18 protein-coding genes and 1 tRNA gene are annotated in these 17,082 nt (G+C 65.2%); 7 read left to right on the plus strand and 12 right to left on the minus strand.

Going from position 1 to position 17,082, the window contains the following annotated elements; translation table 11 throughout:
• Nucleotides 1-16: 16 nt before the first annotated feature.
• Nucleotides 17-101, minus strand: a tRNA-Leu gene (locus tag AC1D75_RS19080).
• 59 nt (nucleotides 102-160) lie between these two features.
• On the opposite strand from AC1D75_RS19080, the gene AC1D75_RS19085 reads away from it, so the two are divergent.
• Nucleotides 161-643: a transcriptional regulator gene (locus AC1D75_RS19085; RefSeq protein ID WP_495516857.1), complete on the plus strand. Its 483-nt coding sequence runs from the start codon at nucleotides 161-163 to the stop codon at nucleotides 641-643.
• Nucleotides 640-999, plus strand: a complete 360-nt coding sequence (locus tag AC1D75_RS19090) for a DUF3817 domain-containing protein (protein ID WP_495516858.1) — start codon at nucleotides 640-642, stop codon at nucleotides 997-999. Before AC1D75_RS19085 ends, AC1D75_RS19090 begins: the two co-directional genes overlap by 4 nt.
• A gap of 27 nt (nucleotides 1,000-1,026) precedes the next feature.
• On the opposite strand, the gene rdgB is transcribed toward AC1D75_RS19090, so the two are convergent.
• The 11 genes from rdgB to clpS are packed head-to-tail and all read right to left on the minus strand — an operon-like array spanning nucleotide 1,027 to nucleotide 8,638.
• Nucleotides 1,027-1,641 (minus strand): RdgB/HAM1 family non-canonical purine NTP pyrophosphatase, encoded by a 615-nt coding sequence (gene rdgB / locus AC1D75_RS19095; protein WP_495516859.1) that lies wholly within the window; start codon nucleotides 1,639-1,641, stop codon nucleotides 1,027-1,029.
• Nucleotides 1,641-2,426: a ribonuclease PH gene (rph, locus tag AC1D75_RS19100; protein WP_495516860.1), complete on the minus strand. Its 786-nt coding sequence runs from the start codon at nucleotides 2,424-2,426 to the stop codon at nucleotides 1,641-1,643. The genes rdgB and rph overlap by 1 nt, the downstream gene beginning before the upstream one ends.
• A gap of 47 nt (nucleotides 2,427-2,473) precedes the next feature.
• Nucleotides 2,474-3,238 (minus strand): cyclic nucleotide-degrading phosphodiesterase, encoded by a 765-nt coding sequence (locus AC1D75_RS19105; protein ID WP_495516861.1) that lies wholly within the window; start codon nucleotides 3,236-3,238, stop codon nucleotides 2,474-2,476.
• A 48-nt stretch (nucleotides 3,239-3,286) separates the two neighbouring features.
• Nucleotides 3,287-4,105, minus strand: coding sequence for a glutamate racemase (murI, locus tag AC1D75_RS19110; protein WP_495516862.1), 819 nt, complete (start codon nucleotides 4,103-4,105; stop codon nucleotides 3,287-3,289).
• Entirely contained in the window at nucleotides 4,102-4,800 is a 699-nt protein-coding gene (locus AC1D75_RS19115; RefSeq protein WP_495516863.1) for a rhomboid family protein, read from the minus strand. Before AC1D75_RS19115 ends, murI begins: the two co-directional genes overlap by 4 nt.
• Nucleotides 4,801-4,837: 37 nt before the next feature.
• Nucleotides 4,838-5,809 carry a PLP-dependent cysteine synthase family protein gene (locus AC1D75_RS19120; protein WP_495516864.1) on the minus strand — a complete coding sequence of 324 codons (972 nt, stop codon included), beginning with the start codon at nucleotides 5,807-5,809 and terminating at the stop codon, nucleotides 4,838-4,840.
• 27 nt (nucleotides 5,810-5,836) lie between these two features.
• Entirely contained in the window at nucleotides 5,837-6,109 is a 273-nt protein-coding gene (locus AC1D75_RS19125) for a MoaD/ThiS family protein (RefSeq protein WP_495516865.1), read from the minus strand.
• Nucleotides 6,110-6,121: 12 nt separating this feature from the next.
• Entirely contained in the window at nucleotides 6,122-6,526 is a 405-nt protein-coding gene (locus tag AC1D75_RS19130; RefSeq protein WP_495516866.1) for a M67 family metallopeptidase, read from the minus strand.
• 59 nt (nucleotides 6,527-6,585) lie between these two features.
• The gene (locus AC1D75_RS19135) at nucleotides 6,586-7,680 is read right to left on the minus strand and encodes a P1 family peptidase (RefSeq protein WP_495516867.1); all 1,095 of its coding nucleotides are present in this window, start codon (nucleotides 7,678-7,680) and stop codon (nucleotides 6,586-6,588) included.
• Between the two features lie 36 nt (nucleotides 7,681-7,716).
• Nucleotides 7,717-8,298, minus strand: a complete 582-nt coding sequence (gene aosR, locus AC1D75_RS19140) for an oxidative stress transcriptional regulator AosR (RefSeq protein WP_495516868.1) — start codon at nucleotides 8,296-8,298, stop codon at nucleotides 7,717-7,719.
• Between the two features lie 4 nt (nucleotides 8,299-8,302).
• Entirely contained in the window at nucleotides 8,303-8,638 is a 336-nt protein-coding gene (clpS, locus tag AC1D75_RS19145) for an ATP-dependent Clp protease adapter ClpS (protein WP_495516934.1), read from the minus strand.
• A gap of 34 nt (nucleotides 8,639-8,672) precedes the next feature.
• Between clpS and AC1D75_RS19150 the strand changes: the two genes are divergently transcribed.
• From AC1D75_RS19150 to glgB, 5 genes are all read left to right on the plus strand, one after another.
• Complete coding sequence (locus AC1D75_RS19150; protein ID WP_495516869.1) at nucleotides 8,673-9,974, plus strand: nicotinate phosphoribosyltransferase; 1,302 nt, start codon at nucleotides 8,673-8,675, stop codon at nucleotides 9,972-9,974.
• A 54-nt stretch (nucleotides 9,975-10,028) separates the two neighbouring features.
• A complete protein-coding gene (locus AC1D75_RS19155) occupies nucleotides 10,029-10,619 on the plus strand; it encodes an isochorismatase family protein (RefSeq protein WP_495516870.1) in 591 nt (196 codons plus the stop codon).
• A gap of 13 nt (nucleotides 10,620-10,632) precedes the next feature.
• Entirely contained in the window at nucleotides 10,633-12,735 is a 2,103-nt protein-coding gene (locus tag AC1D75_RS19160) for an ATP-dependent DNA helicase (RefSeq protein WP_495516871.1), read from the plus strand.
• A 123-nt stretch (nucleotides 12,736-12,858) separates the two neighbouring features.
• A complete protein-coding gene (locus AC1D75_RS19165; protein ID WP_495516872.1) occupies nucleotides 12,859-14,865 on the plus strand; it encodes a maltotransferase domain-containing protein in 2,007 nt (668 codons plus the stop codon).
• Nucleotides 14,862-17,072, plus strand: coding sequence for a 1,4-alpha-glucan branching protein GlgB (glgB, locus tag AC1D75_RS19170; protein WP_495516873.1), 2,211 nt, complete (start codon nucleotides 14,862-14,864; stop codon nucleotides 17,070-17,072). Before AC1D75_RS19165 ends, glgB begins: the two co-directional genes overlap by 4 nt.
• The last annotated feature ends 10 nt before the right edge of the window (nucleotides 17,073-17,082 follow it).

The raw sequence follows: 17,082 nt of genomic DNA on the forward strand, positions 1-17,082 counted from the left end.
AACCTCATCGATCTCGTGGTGCGCGAGGGGGGACTTGAACCCCCACGTCCGTAGACACTGGAACCTAAATCCAGCGCGTCTGCCAATTCCGCCACTCGCGCGTGCAGGAGACAGAGTACCGGCTGACCTGCGACTTGCATCACTTAGGTACCGTCAAGACATGGCATCGAACAAGCGAAGGCACCGACCAGCACTCATCGCGCTGGTCGTGGTGGCAGCTGCCACCTGCCTTGGGCTGGCGTGGTGGCAGTGGAGTCGGTTCGAATCGACCGGCGGGACGGGCCAGAACCTGGGCTACGCGCTGCAGTGGCCGGCGTTCGCGGCCTTCTGCGTCTACGCCTACCGCAAGTTCGTGGTCCTCGAGTCCGATCCGGAAGAAGTCCACAAGCTCAACAGCAGCCGCGGCGTGACGGAGATCCCGGATGGGCTCCTGCCGCCCCGACCGGATGCGGCACCGACCCCGCTGGTCGAGGACGGCACCACCGACGGCGCCCAGATCGCCGAGTACAACCGACTGCTGGCCGAACTCAGAGACGCGGACACGCATCGCGCCACAGAGTCGCGCAGCACCAACAATGACCCCGCAAACAATCACGACGCAGACAATCACCCCACCGACAACCCGCAACGGAGCAATCAGTGAGCCAGACCCCCGCCGAGTCGACCACCCCGGTCACCACAGCGACGCCGCCGAAGAAGATCAAGGGCGCACTGCTGCGGTATCGGGTGATGGCATGGATCACCGGCCTGTGGTTGCTGCTGCTGGTCGCCGAGATGATCCTGCTCTACGGCTTCGACGACCACACCCTCGACTTCGTGCCGTTCGTGCACGGGTGGGTCTACTTCATCTACCTGATCATGGCGATCGACCTGGGTATCAAGGTCCGGTGGCCCATCGGCAGGGCGGTCTTCACGCTGATCGCCGGAACGATCCCGTTCCTGTCGTTCTGGGTCGAACACAAGCGCACCCAGGAGATCCGGGCCCAGTTCGGTATCTGACCCGAACCAGACCCGGATCCGTAGGACTTAGTTCGAAGCCAGTTGCTGCAGCGCGGGCACCAGTTGGGCCAGGGCTCGGCCGCGATGGCTCAAAGCATCTTTCTCCGCCGGTGACAGCTGCGCTGCACTGCGTCCGGACGCCGATTCTTCGTCCGGCACGAACACGGGATCGTATCCGAAACCGTTGTCGCCGACCGGTTCTGCGATGATCCTGCCGCGCCACTCGCCTCGAACCACCACTTCGGCGTCCGCGGTGACCAGCGCGCACGCCGACACGAATGCCGCGCCGCGGCGGTCCTCGGGGACATCTCCGAGCTGATTGAGCAACAACTCCAAATTGGCGATGTCGTCGCCGTGACGCCCGGACCAGCGCGCCGACAGCACGCCCGGCATTCCGTTCAATGCGTCGACTTCGAGCCCGGAATCATCTGCAACAGAGGGAAGCCCGGTGGCCGCGAACGCGTCGCGCGCCTTTGCCAGCGCGTTCTCCTCGAACGTTGCGCCGGTCTCGGGGGCCTCGTCGAACGGTGGCACCTCGTCCAGACCCACCACATCCAGGCCCTCGATACCGGCCTTCTCGACAACCCGACGCAGTTCGGCCAGCTTCTTCTTGTTGCGGCTGGCAACCAGGATCTGGCTCATCAGCTGCCGAAAGTCTTACGTTTCCCGGTGATCTCGGGCTCGGGAAGCACACCCGGGTACGGCAGCGCCAAAGCCGCACGCTGCACCACGAACAGCTCCTCGATGCCGGCCATCGCCGAATCCAGCAAACGATCGAGTGTCGAACGCGGGAACGTCGCGCCCTCACCGGTGCCCTGGATCTCGACCAGCGTCCCGGTGTCGGTCGCGACCACGTTCATGTCGACCTCGGCGCGTGAATCCTCTTCGTACGGCAGGTCGAGCCGCACGCGACCGTCGACAACACCGACGCTGACCGCTGCGATGCCACACGAGATCGGTTGTGGATCAGCAAGTTTCCCGGCCGCGTTCAGGTAGGTCACCGCATCGCTCAGAGCCACGTAGGCACCGGTGATCGCGGCGGTTCGGGTACCACCATCAGCCTGCAGCACGTCGCAGTCGAGTGCGATGGTGTTCTCCCCCAGCGCGGCGAGGTCGATGCAGGCACGCAGTGACCGGCCGATGAGACGGCTGATCTCCTGTGTCCGTCCGCCGACCTTGCCCTTGACGGATTCACGGGCGGAACGATCATGGGTGGCCGCAGGCAACATCGCGTATTCAGCGGTCAGCCAGCCGAGGCCGGATCCGCGCCGCCAGCGCGGCACACCTTCGGTGACGCTGGCGGTGCACATCACCCGCGTGTCCCCGAATTCCACAAGTACTGATCCGGCGGGGTGACTGGTGAAACCACGGGTGATGGTCACCTTCCGCAGTTCGTCATCGGTTCGGCCATCTGCACGTCTACTCACAGGGCCCACCCTATCGAGTCGCCCCGGCAGCTGTATCCGGGTGGGCGTCAGGCGATGTTGATGACGTCGCCGCGGCGGACCACCCGAATCGGACCGTCATAGGCCTGCCTGGCCTCCGCGAGCACCTCTTCAGGCCAGGTCCACGGCGGCAGATGGGTCAACAGCAGGCTCTTGACTCCGGCCTTGGCCGCGGCCTCCCCCGCCTCCCGACCCGACAGATGCAGATTCGGGGGCCGGTTCACCGGGTCGTGGGTCCACGACGCCTCACACAGGAACACATCAGCGCCTTCGGCCAACTCGACCAGTTCATCGCACACCCCGGTGTCACCGCTGTAGGTGAGCACCTGCCCCTCGGGACCGGTCACGCGGAACCCGAACGTCGCGGGCGGGTGATTGACCCGGCGGGAGAAGAATGTCATCCCGCCCAGTTCGATCTCGCCGCCGTCGATCCAGGCACTGACACCGAACGTGTCGGTGATGTCGTCGAGTTCGCCGGGGTACTCCGACGATGCCGCGCCGATCCGGTCGGCGGTCCCGGGTGGCCCGATCAGCGTGCCCCGCCCCACGGCCGGGACCGGGCTGTAGCGACGCCACACCAACAGGCCCGGGAGATCCAGGCAGTGATCGGCATGGAGGTGACTGAGCGCTATCGCAACCTCATTCGGATCCACGTGTTGCAGCAGTGATCCGAGGACACCGGGACCGAAGTCCATCACGACCGGCTGGCAACCGGGCACCGTCAACAGGTACCCCGATGCGGGCGAATCGGGGCCTGACAAACTGCCCGAACACCCCAGCACGGTCAGACGCATGACGCCATGCTGCCACGCCCGATCGGTCCGCGGTTGTCGGACCACCGATCACACGTGCTGGACTGCTCCGATTGCCGGTCCCAGGAATCTGGTCGCGAGCTTCGCGAACAGTTCAGGATCGCCGGTGGCCTGGAAAACCCGTTCTGCCGGGGCATCGGTCGGCCCTCGCAGCAGGTCGCCCGCGGTCAGTACCCGCAACACGTCCTTGGCTGTTTCCTCGGCACTGGACACCAACGTCACGTCGTCGCCGACGGCGAGCTGGATGACCCCGGACAGCATCGGATAATGCGTGCATCCCAGGACCACGGTGTCGACGCGGGCCGCGGCAAGGGGTTCGAGGTAACCCTCCGCCAACCCGAGGACCTGCCGCCCGCTGGTGATCCCCCGCTCCACGAAGTCGACGAATCGCGGACAGGCCACTGACGTGATCACGGCATTTCGCGCCGCGGCGAACGAGTCCTCGTAAGCGCGAGAGGCGATGGTCGCCTCGGTACCGATCACGCCGATCCGTCCTGAACGGGTGGCTGCGACCGCACGACGGACCGCGGGCAGGACCACCTCGATCACCGGGATCGGGTATCGCTCACGGGCATCGCGAAGGCACGCTGCCGACGCGGTGTTGCACGCGATCACCAGCGCCTTGACGCCACGCTCGACGAGCTCGTCGCCGATCGCGAGAGCATGGGACCGGATCTGCGGAATGGTCAGCGGTCCGTACGGACCATTGGCGGTATCCCCGATGTAGATGATGTTCTCCGACGGCAACTGATCGATCACCGCACGGGCAACCGTGAGCCCTCCGACGCCGGAATCGAAGATGCCGATCGGCGCATTGACATCTGGACTCGCTGACGCATCTGATTTCACAGTCTGGTGCTCCCGGGATTGCCGAAGTTGGTGGTGCCGTACGGCGTCGGTGATGCCGCCTTCTGCGCCTGCTTACGATCTCTCCTGGACAGGTACCAGGCCGCCAGGACGCCACCGACGGCGCCAAAGAAATGACCTTGCCACGACACACCGGTATCGGCGGGCAGCACACCCCACAGGATGCCGCCGTAGATCATGAAAACCACCACACCGATCAGGATCTGCATGAAGTTCCGGTTGAACAGGCCACGCACCAGGATGTACGTGAGCCAGCCGAAGATGATGCCCGAGGCGCCGACGGTCACCGAATACGGAGGTGCGAACAACCACACCCCCACGCCGGAGACCACCCATACGATCGCGGTGGTGATCAGGAACCGCCGTGTCATCAACACCAGAAAGCCGAGCACCATGCCCGGAATCGTGTTGGCCGCCAGGTGTTCCCAGTCGGCGTGCAGAAACGGTGAGGCGGCGACGCCGGTCAGGCCGTCGACTTCGCGCGGTTCGATGCCTGCGCTGTCGAGATCACGATCGCTGAGCACATCGATGAACTCGATGACGTAGAGCAAGGCCGTGAGCGCCACCATGATGGCAATCGACCGCACCCACAGCGGCCAGGAAGCCGGGCCTTTCGAACGCGAACCCGCAGGCGATTGTCCGTCGGCAGCGCCGTATGAACCGAGTGATCCGGTCATGGTTCTCCGATCGAAGGTGGCAACAGGGGTGTGGCGGTCAGGCCCAGAGCTGGCCTTCGAGCCCCTCACCTGCTTCATCGAGGCTACCTTCGTACGCCCCGGTCGACAGATACTTCCATCCGGCGTCGGCCACCACGAACCCGATGTCAGCCCGGACACCGGCTTTGATGGCCTTGCGTCCGACACCGAGCGCCGCGTGCAGGATGGCACCGGTCGAGATCCCCGCGAAGATCCCCTCTGCCTCGATCAGCTCCCGGATGCGGCGGACCGCGTTGCGTCCCTCGACCGAGAAGCGGCTGGTGAGGATCGTGTCGTCGTAGAGTTCCGGCACGAAGCCCTCGTCGATGTTGCGCAGGCCGTAGACCTCGTCGCCGTAACGCGGTTCGGCGGCGACGATCTCGACGCCGGGCTTGTTCTCACGCAGGTATCGGCCGACACCCATCAGTGTCCCGGTGGTTCCGAGGCCGGCGACGAAGTGGGTGATCTCCGGCAGATCCGTCAGCAGTTCGGGGCCGGTGCCCTCGTAGTGCGCCAGCGCGTTTGCGGGATTGCCGTATTGATAGAGCATCACCCAGTCGGGGTGTTCGGCGGCCAACTCCTTGGCCATCGCGACCGCCTTGTTCGACCCTCCGGCGGCCGGTGACGAGATGATCTGCGCGCCGAACATCGTCAACAGCTGACGGCGCTCGATCGAGGTGTTCTCGGGCATCACGCAAATCAGGTTGTAGCCCTTGAGCTTTGCGGCCATCGCCAGCGAGATGCCGGTGTTGCCACTGGTCGGTTCGAGGATCGTCGCGCCGGGTGAGAGCAGGCCATCGGCCTCGGCCTGCTCGATCATCCGCAGTGCGGGACGGTCTTTGACCGAACCGGTCGGATTGCGGTCCTCGAGTTTGGCCCACAGCCGCACGGCCGGACCGTCATCGCTGTCGTGCCAGCGCGGCGACAGTCGCGGCAGTCCGATCAGCGGGGTGTGGCCCACCGAGTCGATGAGCGATTCATAGCGTGTCATACCAACAGGTTTCGGGTCGGGAGGAGATCAGCCACCGGCGACGGCCGGCAGGATCGTCACCTCGTCGCCGTCGGCCACCGAGGTGTCGAGGCCGCCGGAGAAACGTACGTCTTCGTCGTTGACATAGACATTGACGAAACGATGCAGCTTGCCCGACGCGATCAGCCGGTCCTTGAGGCCGCTGTGGCTCGCATCGAGATTGTCGATCAACTCGCCGACGGTGGCGCCGGTGGACTCCACCCGCTTGTTGCCGTCGGTGTACGTGCGCAGGATCGTCGGGATGGAAACGGTGACTGCCATGGTGAACTCCCTCTAGGTGATGTCGATCGGCTCTTCGGTGATCTCGCCGTCGACGATCCGGTAGCTCCGGATTTCTTCGGTCTCGGGGTCACGGGTCGAGATCAGTACGTAATGGGCATTCGGCTCGGAGGCGAACGAGACGTCGGTGCGGCTCGGATAGGCCTCGGTCGCCGTATGCGAGTGGTAGATGACCACGGGCTCTTCGTCCCTGCGATCCATCTCACGCCAGACCTTGAGCTGCTCGATGGAATCGAACCGATAAAAGGTGGGTGATCGCTCGGCGTTCACCATCGCGACGAATCGCTCCGGACGGTCCGAACCCTCGGGTCCGGCGATCACACCGCACGCTTCGTCGGGGTGATCCGCGCGGGCATGGGCGACCATCTGATCAACCAGCGACCGGCTGATGGTTAGCAACACAACCCCTGACGTCGATTCGGCAGCCTCGGTATCGGCAACTCTGGGGTGACCGAAAGCTATTCGGGCACGAATGCTGTTGGCAACGTCTCCCGGTAAGTCGGTATTCCGGCGACCGGTGTGGCGGCAACCACTGCGCCGACGATGGCGCGCTGCACCACGGTCGCCGCGGCCTCACCGATCGCAGCCACCAACGCGACGAGCGGGTTCATGCCCGGCGGAACCTCGGGCGACTCGTCGGGCCCCGGCGTCGGCGTCGCCGATCCGGTGGCAACGGCGAAGAGTGTGTCCCCGTCGAGCGGTGAATGGGCCGGACGGATCGCTCGGGCCAGCCCGTCGTGCGCCGTCATCGCGATTCGTCGCACCGACGCCGGATCCAGCGCGGCGTCGGTGACCACGACACCGATGGTGGTGTTGAGCGGGCTCGCCTTGGTGGTGAGCTCCAACAGGTTCGACACCTCGTCGGGCGCCGGCTGCTTCAGACCGTAGTGGTCCAATTCGAACGGGTGTGCGCCCCAAGGTAATCCGCTCGTCGGGTCGATGACCGCACCCACCGGATTGGCAACGATCAGCGCTGCGACGGTGATACCCGTGGCCGGACCGGTGGTGAATGTGATGCTCGCGCTGCCGACGCCACCTTTGAGCGCACCGGCCCGGGCGCCCGTGCCGGCTCCCACGGATCCGGTCGCCACCGACGTGTCCGCGTTCGCCGCCGCGCGGGCACCGAAGTCGCGGTCGGGACGAGCCGACCAATTGCCGACCGCGAGGTCGAAGATCACCGCGCCGGGCACGATCGGCACCACCGAACCACGCTTGTCCATCGCCAGGCCGATGCCCTGGCTCTCGAGATGGGCCATCACCCCGTCGGCCGCGGCCAGTCCGTAGGCACTGCCACCACTGAGGACGATCGCGTGCACCTGCTGCACGGTGTTGGACGGATCGAGCAGGTCGGTTTCGCGCGTACCCGGTCCACCGCCGCGGACATCGACCGCTGCCACCGCCCCCTCGGGCAACAAGACCACGGTGGTTCCGGTGGCCCAGCCTTCACCCGCTGCATCGTCGGTTGCCACGGTGACGTGATCGTCGAGCCGCTGATGGTGCCCCACCCGCACGCCCGCGACATCGGTGATCGAATCCGTCGGTCCTGGAATCATGCAATCCTCACTTCAGGCTGACTGCCGGCCGACCGTTCACTTACCGATGAGGGCGACCACGAGCAGTTCTTGCACGACGGTCAACCAGTGGTAGACGTCGAGATGGGCAGCCATCGGATCGCCTTCGGGCAATTGGTCCGGAGTGGACTCGTTGATACCGATCATCGCGCCCAGTGCCAGGCGCACGTCGTTCACCGCGGACAACCACTGGTCGGCTTCCGCCGGGGTCAACGAGACCACGCCTCCGCCTTCGGGAAGCGAGTCGAGTACCACCCGCGCGGCTTCCTGTTTGGCGGAGATGATGTGCGGTTCGTGCAGACTGCGCAGTGCGCCGTTGATGTCGCCGGTGGCCGCGTCCATCGATGTGGTCTCGTCCTGGTCGGGACGATGAAAGTCCGGAAAGAGTCTGCCGAGGGTGGCATCGGTCGGCGGGGTGGAGTGACCCGACGCGATGCCTGTCATCTCGGAGAGCTCATCGGTCGGAGCGGTCGACTCCCGTTCGTCGAGCAACTCGGTCATCGACATGACCAGTGACGCGATCAGATCGGATTCGTGCTGATCGAGTTCGGTGGTGATGCGTAGCCGATCGCCGGAACCACGCCGTTTCCAATTGCGCACGCGGTCAGCTGTCCCGCTGCATGGTGGCCCACAGGCCCGCCGAATGCAGCTTCTGCACGTCGAGTTCCACCTTGTCGCGATCGCCCGACGACACCACGGCCCGCCCTTCTGTGTGTACCTGCATCATCAGCTCGGAAGCCTTGGTTTCGCTGTACCCGAAGACCTTCTGGAAGACGTAGGTCACGTACCGCATCAAATTCACCGGGTCGTCCCACACGATGGTCATCCACGGGCGATCCAGAGCCTCGTCGCGTTCGGCAACGGCGGTACTGGACGGGGTAGCCTCGTGCTGACCGTCGCCCGCCGACAACGTGGTGTGGACACGCTGCGGTGCGGTCATCATCTGTCCGCGCATAAGCCCTAGGGTACCGATAGTGACCGCATCGAACACAGCGCTGCTGACCGACCACTACGAGCTCACCATGATCGCGGCCGCGCTCGCCGGCGGCAGTGCGCATCGCAACTGCACATTCGAACTGTTCGCACGGCGACTCCCCGATGGCCGCCGATACGGTGTTGTCGCTGGTACCGGGCGTCTGATCGAGCAACTCGCCGAGTTCACCTTCGGCCCTGACGAACTGACCCTGGTCGAACCGTTCCTCGATGCCGAGACGCTCGAGTGGCTGAGCAGATACCGATTCTCCGGAGACATCGACGGATATCCCGAGGGCGAGCTGTATTTCCCTGGCTCCCCGGTGCTGACCGTGCGCGGCACCTTCGCCGAAGCGGTTGTGCTCGAAACCCTCGCCCTGTCGATCATCAACCATGACAGCGCCATCGCCTCGGCGGCGGCCCGGATGGTCACCGCGTCGGGTTCCCGTCCAATCATCGAGATGGGTTCCCGCCGCACCCACGAGCAGGCGGCGGTGGCATCGGCCCGGGCCGGCTACCTCGCCGGGATGTCCGCCACCTCCAACCTCGAAGCCGCCCGTCGGCACGGAATACCGAGCACCGGTACCAGCGCGCACTCCTTCACCCTGTTGCACACCACCGCCGACGGCCCGGACGAGAAGGCGGCGTTCGCCTCACAGATCGCGCGCCTCGGTGTCGGGACAACCCTGCTCGTCGACACCTACGACATAGCCCAGGGTGTGGCCAACGCCATCGAGGTGGCCGGCACCGACCTCGGCGGCGTCCGTATCGACTCCGGCGATCTGGGCATGCTGGCACGCCAGGTCCGCCAGCAGCTCGACGACCTCGGCGCCACCGGGACCAAAATCGTCGTGTCCGGCGACCTCGACGAATACGCGATCGCGGCACTGCGCGCCGAACCGGTCGACGCCTACGGCGTTGGCACGTCACTGGTGACCGGATCCGGGTCGCCCACCGCAGGCATGGTCTACAAACTCGTCGAGGTCGATGGCATCCCGGTGGCAAAACGGGCCAGCCGCAAGGAATCCCGTGGCGGTGCGAAGACAGCGCTCCGAACGGCCAAGCCGTCGGGAACGATCTTGGAGGAAATCGTGTATCCCCGCGGATCGGCGGCACCCGGCCTGCCGTCACCATCGCGGCCACTGCAGATCCCGTTGGTGCGAGATGGCAAACCCGTCGATGGGCTCCCTACCCTGGAAGAGTCGCGGCAACACCTGGCCGAGGCTCTTGTCAGTCTGCCGTGGGAAGGTTTGGGTCTGTCCCGCGGCGAACCCGCAATACCCACCCGCTTCATCGCCCCGTAGGCAGTTGCTTTCGACCGTAGGGATGGTTTTGTCTCATCAAGTAGGGAATCTGTTGTGAGCGAACATATTCGAACCGCATTGCTGATCGTCGACGTGCAGAACGACTTCTGCGAGGGTGGCTCACTGGCAGTACGTGGCGGCGCCGACGTCGCGGCCGCGATCACCCGCTACACCCAGCGCGAACACGGCTATCAGGTGATCGTCGCCACCCGCGATCACCACATCGATCCGGGAGCCCATTTCTCCGACACCCCTGACTTCGTCGACAGCTGGCCCCCGCACTGTGTCGTGGGCACCCCAGGTATGGACTTCCATCCCCGTTTCGATGGCTCCGTCGCGGATGCGACCTTCTCCAAAGGACATCACAGCGCCGCATATTCGGGCTTCGAAGGCATCGACAGCAATGACGCTGCCCTGGTCGACTGGTTGCGCGGGCATGACATCAACGCCGTCGACGTGGTCGGTCTGGCCACCGACCACTGTGTTCGGGCCACCGCGATCGACGCCGCTGCGGCCGGGTTCGAGACCCGGGTCCTGCTCGATTACTGCGCCGGGGTCAGCGCCGAGACCACCTCGTCTGCGATTGCTCAGATGAACAGCGCCGGTGTCAGGGTCGTGCCGCCGTCGGCAGGAGACCACGTCTGATGACAGACCCGCGATGAGTTCGATTCCCGAGGTACCCGACCTCCTGGCCGAGGCGGTTTCCGCACTGGGCGGGGCCCGGCGCGACGGTCAGCTGAAGATGGCCTCGGCCGTTGCCCATTCCATCGACACCGGTGAGCATCTTGCCGTCCAGGCCGGGACCGGTACCGGTAAGTCGCTGGCCTATCTGGTTCCGTCGTTGCGTCATGCCGTCGACACGGGCAAGACGGTGGTCGTCTCGACGGCGACCATCGCCCTGCAGCGCCAGCTGGTCGATCGAGACCTGCCCCGAACCGCCACCGCGCTCACCAAGCCGCTCGGCCGCCCTCCGGAGTTCGCGATCCTCAAGGGTCGCGGTAACTACCTGTGCCTGAACAAGATCCACGCCGGAATGCTCGACGAACCGGCCGACGACGATCTGTTCAGCGCAGGCGGCCAACCCGATCCGTTTGCGGCCTCCCGGCTCGGACGTGAGGTCACCCGCCTGCGCGAGTGGACCTCCGACACCGAGACCGGTGACCGCGACGACCTCGACACCGGTGTCTCCGACCGCGCGTGGCGCCAGGTCAGTGTGACCGCCCGCGAATGCCTCGGCGCCACCAACTGCTCATACGGTGCCGATTGTTTTGCGGAGAAGGCAAAAGCCAAGGCCGGTCAGGCCGATCTGGTGGTCACCAACCACGCGCTGCTCGCGATCGATGCGATGAGTCCGGCCGCGATCCTTCCCGAACACGATGTCGTGGTGGTGGACGAAGCGCACGAACTCGCCGACCGGATCACCTCGGTGGCCACGGCCGAGTTGTCGGGAGGAATCATCGCCGGTGCGGCCAGGCGCTGCGGAAAACTCATCGACGACGAACTCTCCGACGACATCGCAGGCAGCAGCGAACAGATCGAATTACTGCTCGATGAACTCGCACCCGGTCAGTGGACGGGTTTGCCCGACGGTGCTCCCCTGGCGTTGTCCTCGCTTCGCGACCGGCTGTGGAAGGCGCACACCGCCATCGGCCCGGCCCGGCGCAGCGGCGAACTCGACGCCGATGCCAGCGCCGCCCGCTCGGCCGCTCTGACCTCTCTGGAAGAGCTGCACGACACCGCGGTCCGGATCCTGGGCGCCTTCGACGATCCCGACCCGGCCAGACGTCCGGATGTCGTTTGGGTCGCCGAGGAATTGGTCCGCGGCGATCGGAAGAAAGTGCTGCGGGTGGCGCCGCTGTCCGTAGGCGGACTGCTCCGCGCCTCCCTGTTCGCCAATGCCACCGTGATCTTGACGTCGGCGACACTGACCGTCGGTGGTTCGTTCGACAGTCTGGCCGCGGAATGGGGTCTGCCCCCGCATCGCCCGCGATCCGACGACGAATCGGAACCGCAGACACAGGCGACCAAGTCGGCGCAGAGCATCACCGCCATCGGCAAGCCGCCCCCGTCCGACAAGAAGAAGATCACCTGGAACGGTGTCGACGTGGGGTCGCCTTTCGACCACCAGAAGGCCGCCATCCTCTACGTGGCCCGTCACCTGCCCGCACCGGGTCGGGACGGTTTGTCGCCCCGCATCATCGACGAGATGGTCGAACTGATCACCGCGGCCGGTGGCCGCACGCTCGGGCTCTTCTCGTCGATGCGCGCAGCCAAGGCTGCGGCAGAGGCCGTCCGCGCGCGCATCGAACTCCCCGTGCTCTGTCAGGGCGAAGGTGCCACCGGCGCGTTGGTCAAGGAGTTCGCGGCCGACGAGAGCACGTGCCTGTTCGGCACCCTGTCGCTGTGGCAGGGCGTCGACGTCCCGGGTCCGTCCCTGAATCTGGTTCTGATCGATCGCATCCCGTTCCCCCGCCCGGACGATCCCCTGTTGCTGGCGCGGCAACAGGCCGTCGAGGCCCGCGGCGGTAACGGTTTCATGGCCATCGCCGCCGGCCACGCCGCACTGCTGTTGGCCCAGGGCACCGGCCGTTTGTTGCGATCCACCTCCGACCGCGGTGTGGTGGCCGTCCTCGACTCACGTTTGGCAACGGCCCGATATGGCAACTACCTACTGGCATCGTTGCCACCGTTCTGGCGAACCTCGGATGCGCAGTTGGTCCGAGGAGCGCTGAGCAGATTGCACGGCGACACCAAAGCCTGAGGCGCTCGAGCCCGCGCCGAACCGGCCGCGGTCGCATACGGTGGGAACCGACAGCGATGACAGTGCAGCACCCCTCGAGAACCATCTAGAACCCGTCGAAAACGTCGAAAGGTGGCGCAGAAGGTGATTGGGCGCATCGGGATCGATGACATAGCCCCCGTGGTCTCCTCTGGTCAATTCTCCGCGAAAGCGGTTGTCGGAGAGACCGTCCCCATCAGTGCAACGGTCTGGCGGGAAGGCCACGACGCCGTTGCCGCCACATTGCATGTCGATGGGCCGTCACGGAGCAAGAGCCTGGACATCCGGATGTCGCCGGGCGTCGAACCCGACACGTTCAACGCCCTGTTCACGCCCGATGCCATCGGTTATTGGTCGTTCCGGATCGACGGTTGGAGCGATCCTTTCGCGACCTGGCGCGACGCCATGGACAAAAAGCTCGCGGCAGGCCAGGGCAGCTCCGAACTCGCCAACGACATCGAACGTGGTGCGCGCCTGCTCGAAAAGGCGATCACTCTGGTCCCACCGGACGACCGCGATCTGTTGACCGGTGCCATCGCCGCATTGCGCGATCAACAGGCCGCGCTCCCGGTCCGCGTCGCGCCTGCACTCTCGGAACCGGTCAGCACCCTGTTGATCGACCACCCGGTCCGGGAATTGGTCACCAAGAGCCGCACACACCGCGTCTGGGTCGACCGCGTGCGCGCGCTGTTCGGATCCTGGTACGAGATGTTCCCGCGGTCCACCGGCGGCTGGGACAACGACGGACACCCGGTTCACGGCACCTTCCTGACCGCCGCCGAAGATCTGCCCCGGATCGCCGACATGGGCTTCGATGTGGTCTATCTGCCACCGATCCATCCGATCGGCGAGGTGAACCGCAAGGGGCCCAACAACTCTGTGATCGCCGGACCCGACGATGTCGGCTCCCCGTGGGCGATCGGATCGGCGGACGGTGGACACGATGCCATCCATCCACGCCTTGGCACGCTCGACGACTTCAACTATTTCCGCCAGCGCACCGAGGAACTCGGCATGGAGGTCGCGCTCGATCTGGCGCTGCAATGCGCGCCCGACCATCCCTGGACCACCGAACACCCTGACTGGTTCGTCACCGAACCCGACGGGACCATCCGTTACGCGGAGAATCCACCCAAGAAGTACCAGGACATCTACCCGCTCAACTTCGACGACGACCGCGACGGAATCTTCCGCGGCGTGCTGAAGGTCGTCCTTCACTGGGTCAAGCAGGGCGTCAAGATCTTTCGGGTCGACAACCCGCACACCAAACCACCGGATTTCTGGGAGTGGATCATCGTCGAGGTCAAAAAACGTGACCCCGACGTGCTGTTCCTGGCCGAGGCCTTCACCCGGCCGGCCCGCCTGTACGGGTTGGCCAAATTGGGGTTCACGCAGTCCTACACGTATTTCACCTGGCGGACCGCCAAGTGGGAGATCACCGAGTTCGGCAACGAGATCGCGGCGAAGGCGGACGTCTGCAGACCCAATCTGTTCGTCAACACCCCGGACATCCTGCACGAGAGCCTCCAACACGGCGGTCCCGGGATGTTCGCACTGCGGGCGGCGCTGGCCGCCTCCCTGTCCCCGACGTGGGGTGTCTACAGCGGATACGAACTCTTCGAACACAATGCCGTACGCGATGGCAGCGAAGAGTATCTGGATTCGGAGAAGTATCAGCTGCGTCCCCGCGACTACAAGGGCGCCGCAAGCCGTGGTGAATCGCTCGACGGATGGATCCGCTCACTCAACGAGATCCGCAGGCGCCACCCGGCGCTGCAGCAATTGCGGTACCTGAAGTTCCATCACATCGACAACGATGCGCTCATCGCGTTCTCGAAGTTCGACCCACACACCGGCGACACGGTGGTCGTGATCATCAACCTCGACCCCATCGCCGCCCAAGAATCAACCGTGTGGCTGGACATGCCCTCGCTGGGCTACAACTGGCACGACCGCTTCAGCGGTATCGACGAAGTGACCGGCGAAAGCTTCCACTGGGGCCAATCCAACTATGTCCGGCTGGAACCATGGCGCTCGGTTGCCCACATCGTTGCTCTTCCGCCCATGCCCGAGGCGGCGCGCAGCGCACTCGCGTTCAGGACTCCCTCATGACCACACCGTCAAACACCGCACCCGACGCCACCCTCGAGAAGTCAGAACTCGACAGGCTCCTGTCCGGCACACACCACAACCCGCACGGGGTCCTCGGCGCCCATCCATCGGGCGAGTACACGATCCTGCGCACCCTCAAGCCTGATGCGATATCGGTGAGCGCGATCATCGGCGGTGTCGACTACCCACTGACACACCAGGATTCGGGCCTGTTTGTCGCCACCATCCCGTTCGCGGAGCTGATCGACTACCGGTATCGCGTCACCTACAAAGACACGACCGGCACCACCCGCGAGTTCGTCGTCGCCGACGGATACCGGTTCCTTCCGAGCCTCGGAGAGCTCGACATCCACCTGTTCACCGAGGGCAGGCACGAACGGCTGTGGGAGATCCTCGGCCCGCAATCCCGGCTGTATTCGACACCGGACGGCAGTGTTGACGGCACCAGCTTCGCCGTGTGGGCACCCAACGCCCAGGGTGTGACCGTCATCGGCAGTTTCGATGGCTGGCGCGGGCACACCGCACCGATGCGCAGTCTCGGCTCGAGCGGGGTCTGGGAAGTCTTTGTGCCCCATGTCGGTCCGGGCACCACCTACAAATACCGGATCACCGGCAACGACGGCGTCGTCCGGGAGAAGGCCGATCCGATGGCCCGGGCCGCAGAGGTCCCGCCGGCCACCGCCTCTGTCATACCCGAGACATCGTTCGAGTGGACCGATGCCGAGTGGCTCGCCCGCCGCGCGAAGCTGGTTGCGGTCAATGAACCGATGAGCGTGTACGAGGTACATCTCGGGTCGTGGCGCCAGGGTCTGGGATATCGCGAACTGGCCGACGAACTCGGCACATACGTCAGCGCACTCGGCTTCACGCACGTCGAGTTGCTCCCGGTCTCGGAGCACCCGTTCGGCGGATCCTGGGGGTATCAGGTCACCTCGTATTACGCACCGACCTCACGTTTCGGCACACCCGACGACTTCCGGTTCTTCGTCGACCGACTGCACGAGCTGGGGATCGGCGTCCTGGTCGACTGGGTGCCCGCCCACTTCCCCAAAGACGCCTGGGCACTTGCCCGTTTCGACGGCACCCCCCTCTACGAACACGGCGATCCGCAGCGCGGCGAGCAACTGGACTGGGGCACTTACGTTTTCGACTTCGGCAGGCCCGAGGTGCGCAACTTCCTGGTTGCCAACGCGCTCTACTGGTTCGACGAGTTCCACATCGACGGACTGCGCGTCGATGCCGTCGCCTCCATGCTCTACCTCGACTACTCCCGCCCGGACGGTGGCTGGTCCCCCAACATCTATGGGGGTCGGGAGAATCTCGAAGCGGTGCAGTTCCTGCAGGAGATGAACGCGACCGTCCACAAACACCACCCGGATGTGGTGACGATCGCCGAGGAATCGACATCGTGGCCCGGGGTCACCCGCGACACCAATCTGGGCGGGCTCGGCTTCACGATGAAGTGGAACATGGGCTGGATGCACGACACGCTCGGCTACCTCGGGCGCGATCAGATCCACCGCAGCTTCCATCACCACGAGATCACGTTCTCGCTGATGTACGCCTGGAGTGAGAACTTCGTGCTGCCCATCAGCCACGACGAGGTCGTGCACGGCAAGGGCACACTGTGGACGCGGATGCCCGGTGATTCGCAGACGAAGGCGGCGGGTGTCCGCGCGCTGCTCGCCTACATGTGGGCTCATCCGGGCAAGCAGTTGCTGTTCATGGGCCAGGAGTTCGCCCAGACCCCGGAATGGTCGGAGAACCGCAGCCTGTCGTGGGAGCAACTCGAAGGCTGGGAGGGTGAGCTGCACGCCGGTGTCCAGTCACTCGTCACCGACCTCAACAGCGCATACCGCCGACACCCGGCGCTGTACAGCCAGGACATCACACCCAGCGGCTACTCCTGGATCGATGCCAACGACACCGCGGGCAACATCATCAGTTTCCTGCGATGGGGGTCGGACGGCTCGGTGGTGGCGTGTGTCTTCAACTTCTCCGGCACCACGCGCACCGACTACCGGGTCGGACTCCCGGTCGTCGGTGTCTGGAACGAGATCCTCAACACCGATGCACCGGCGTACGGCGGCACCGGCGCCGGTAATCTCGGTCAAGTGATCGCAAACAGTGAAGCCTGGCACGGTCGGCCCGCATGCGCCCGGCTGACTTTGCCTGCCAACGGAGCCATCTGGATCGCGCCGGCCTAGCGGCGGGCGC

The sequence above is a fragment of the Williamsia sp. Y712 genome, assembly GCF_059445525.1.

What these genes read in the sequence shown, in the direction of transcription:
- AC1D75_RS19085 (WP_495516857.1), top strand. Translation starts at nt 161, where the DNA reads ATGGCATCGAACAAGCGAAGGCACCGACCAGCACTCATCGCGCTGGTC.
- rdgB (WP_495516859.1), bottom strand. Translation starts at nt 1,641, where the DNA reads ATGAGCCAGATCCTGGTTGCCAGCCGCAACAAGAAGAAGCTGGCCGAA.
- AC1D75_RS19105 (WP_495516861.1), bottom strand. Translation starts at nt 3,238, where the DNA reads ATGCGTCTGACCGTGCTGGGGTGTTCGGGCAGTTTGTCAGGCCCCGAT.
- AC1D75_RS19115 (WP_495516863.1), bottom strand. Translation starts at nt 4,800, where the DNA reads ATGACCGGATCACTCGGTTCATACGGCGCTGCCGACGGACAATCGCCT.
- AC1D75_RS19120 (WP_495516864.1), bottom strand. Translation starts at nt 5,809, where the DNA reads ATGACACGCTATGAATCGCTCATCGACTCGGTGGGCCACACCCCGCTG.
- AC1D75_RS19125 (WP_495516865.1), bottom strand. Translation starts at nt 6,109, where the DNA reads ATGGCAGTCACCGTTTCCATCCCGACGATCCTGCGCACGTACACCGAC.
- AC1D75_RS19135 (WP_495516867.1), bottom strand. Translation starts at nt 7,680, where the DNA reads ATGATTCCAGGACCGACGGATTCGATCACCGATGTCGCGGGCGTGCGG.
- clpS (WP_495516934.1), bottom strand. Translation starts at nt 8,638, where the DNA reads ATGACCGCACCGCAGCGTGTCCACACCACGTTGTCGGCGGGCGACGGT.
- AC1D75_RS19160 (WP_495516871.1), top strand. Translation starts at nt 10,633, where the DNA reads ATGAGTTCGATTCCCGAGGTACCCGACCTCCTGGCCGAGGCGGTTTCC.
- glgB (WP_495516873.1), top strand. Translation starts at nt 14,862, where the DNA reads ATGACCACACCGTCAAACACCGCACCCGACGCCACCCTCGAGAAGTCA.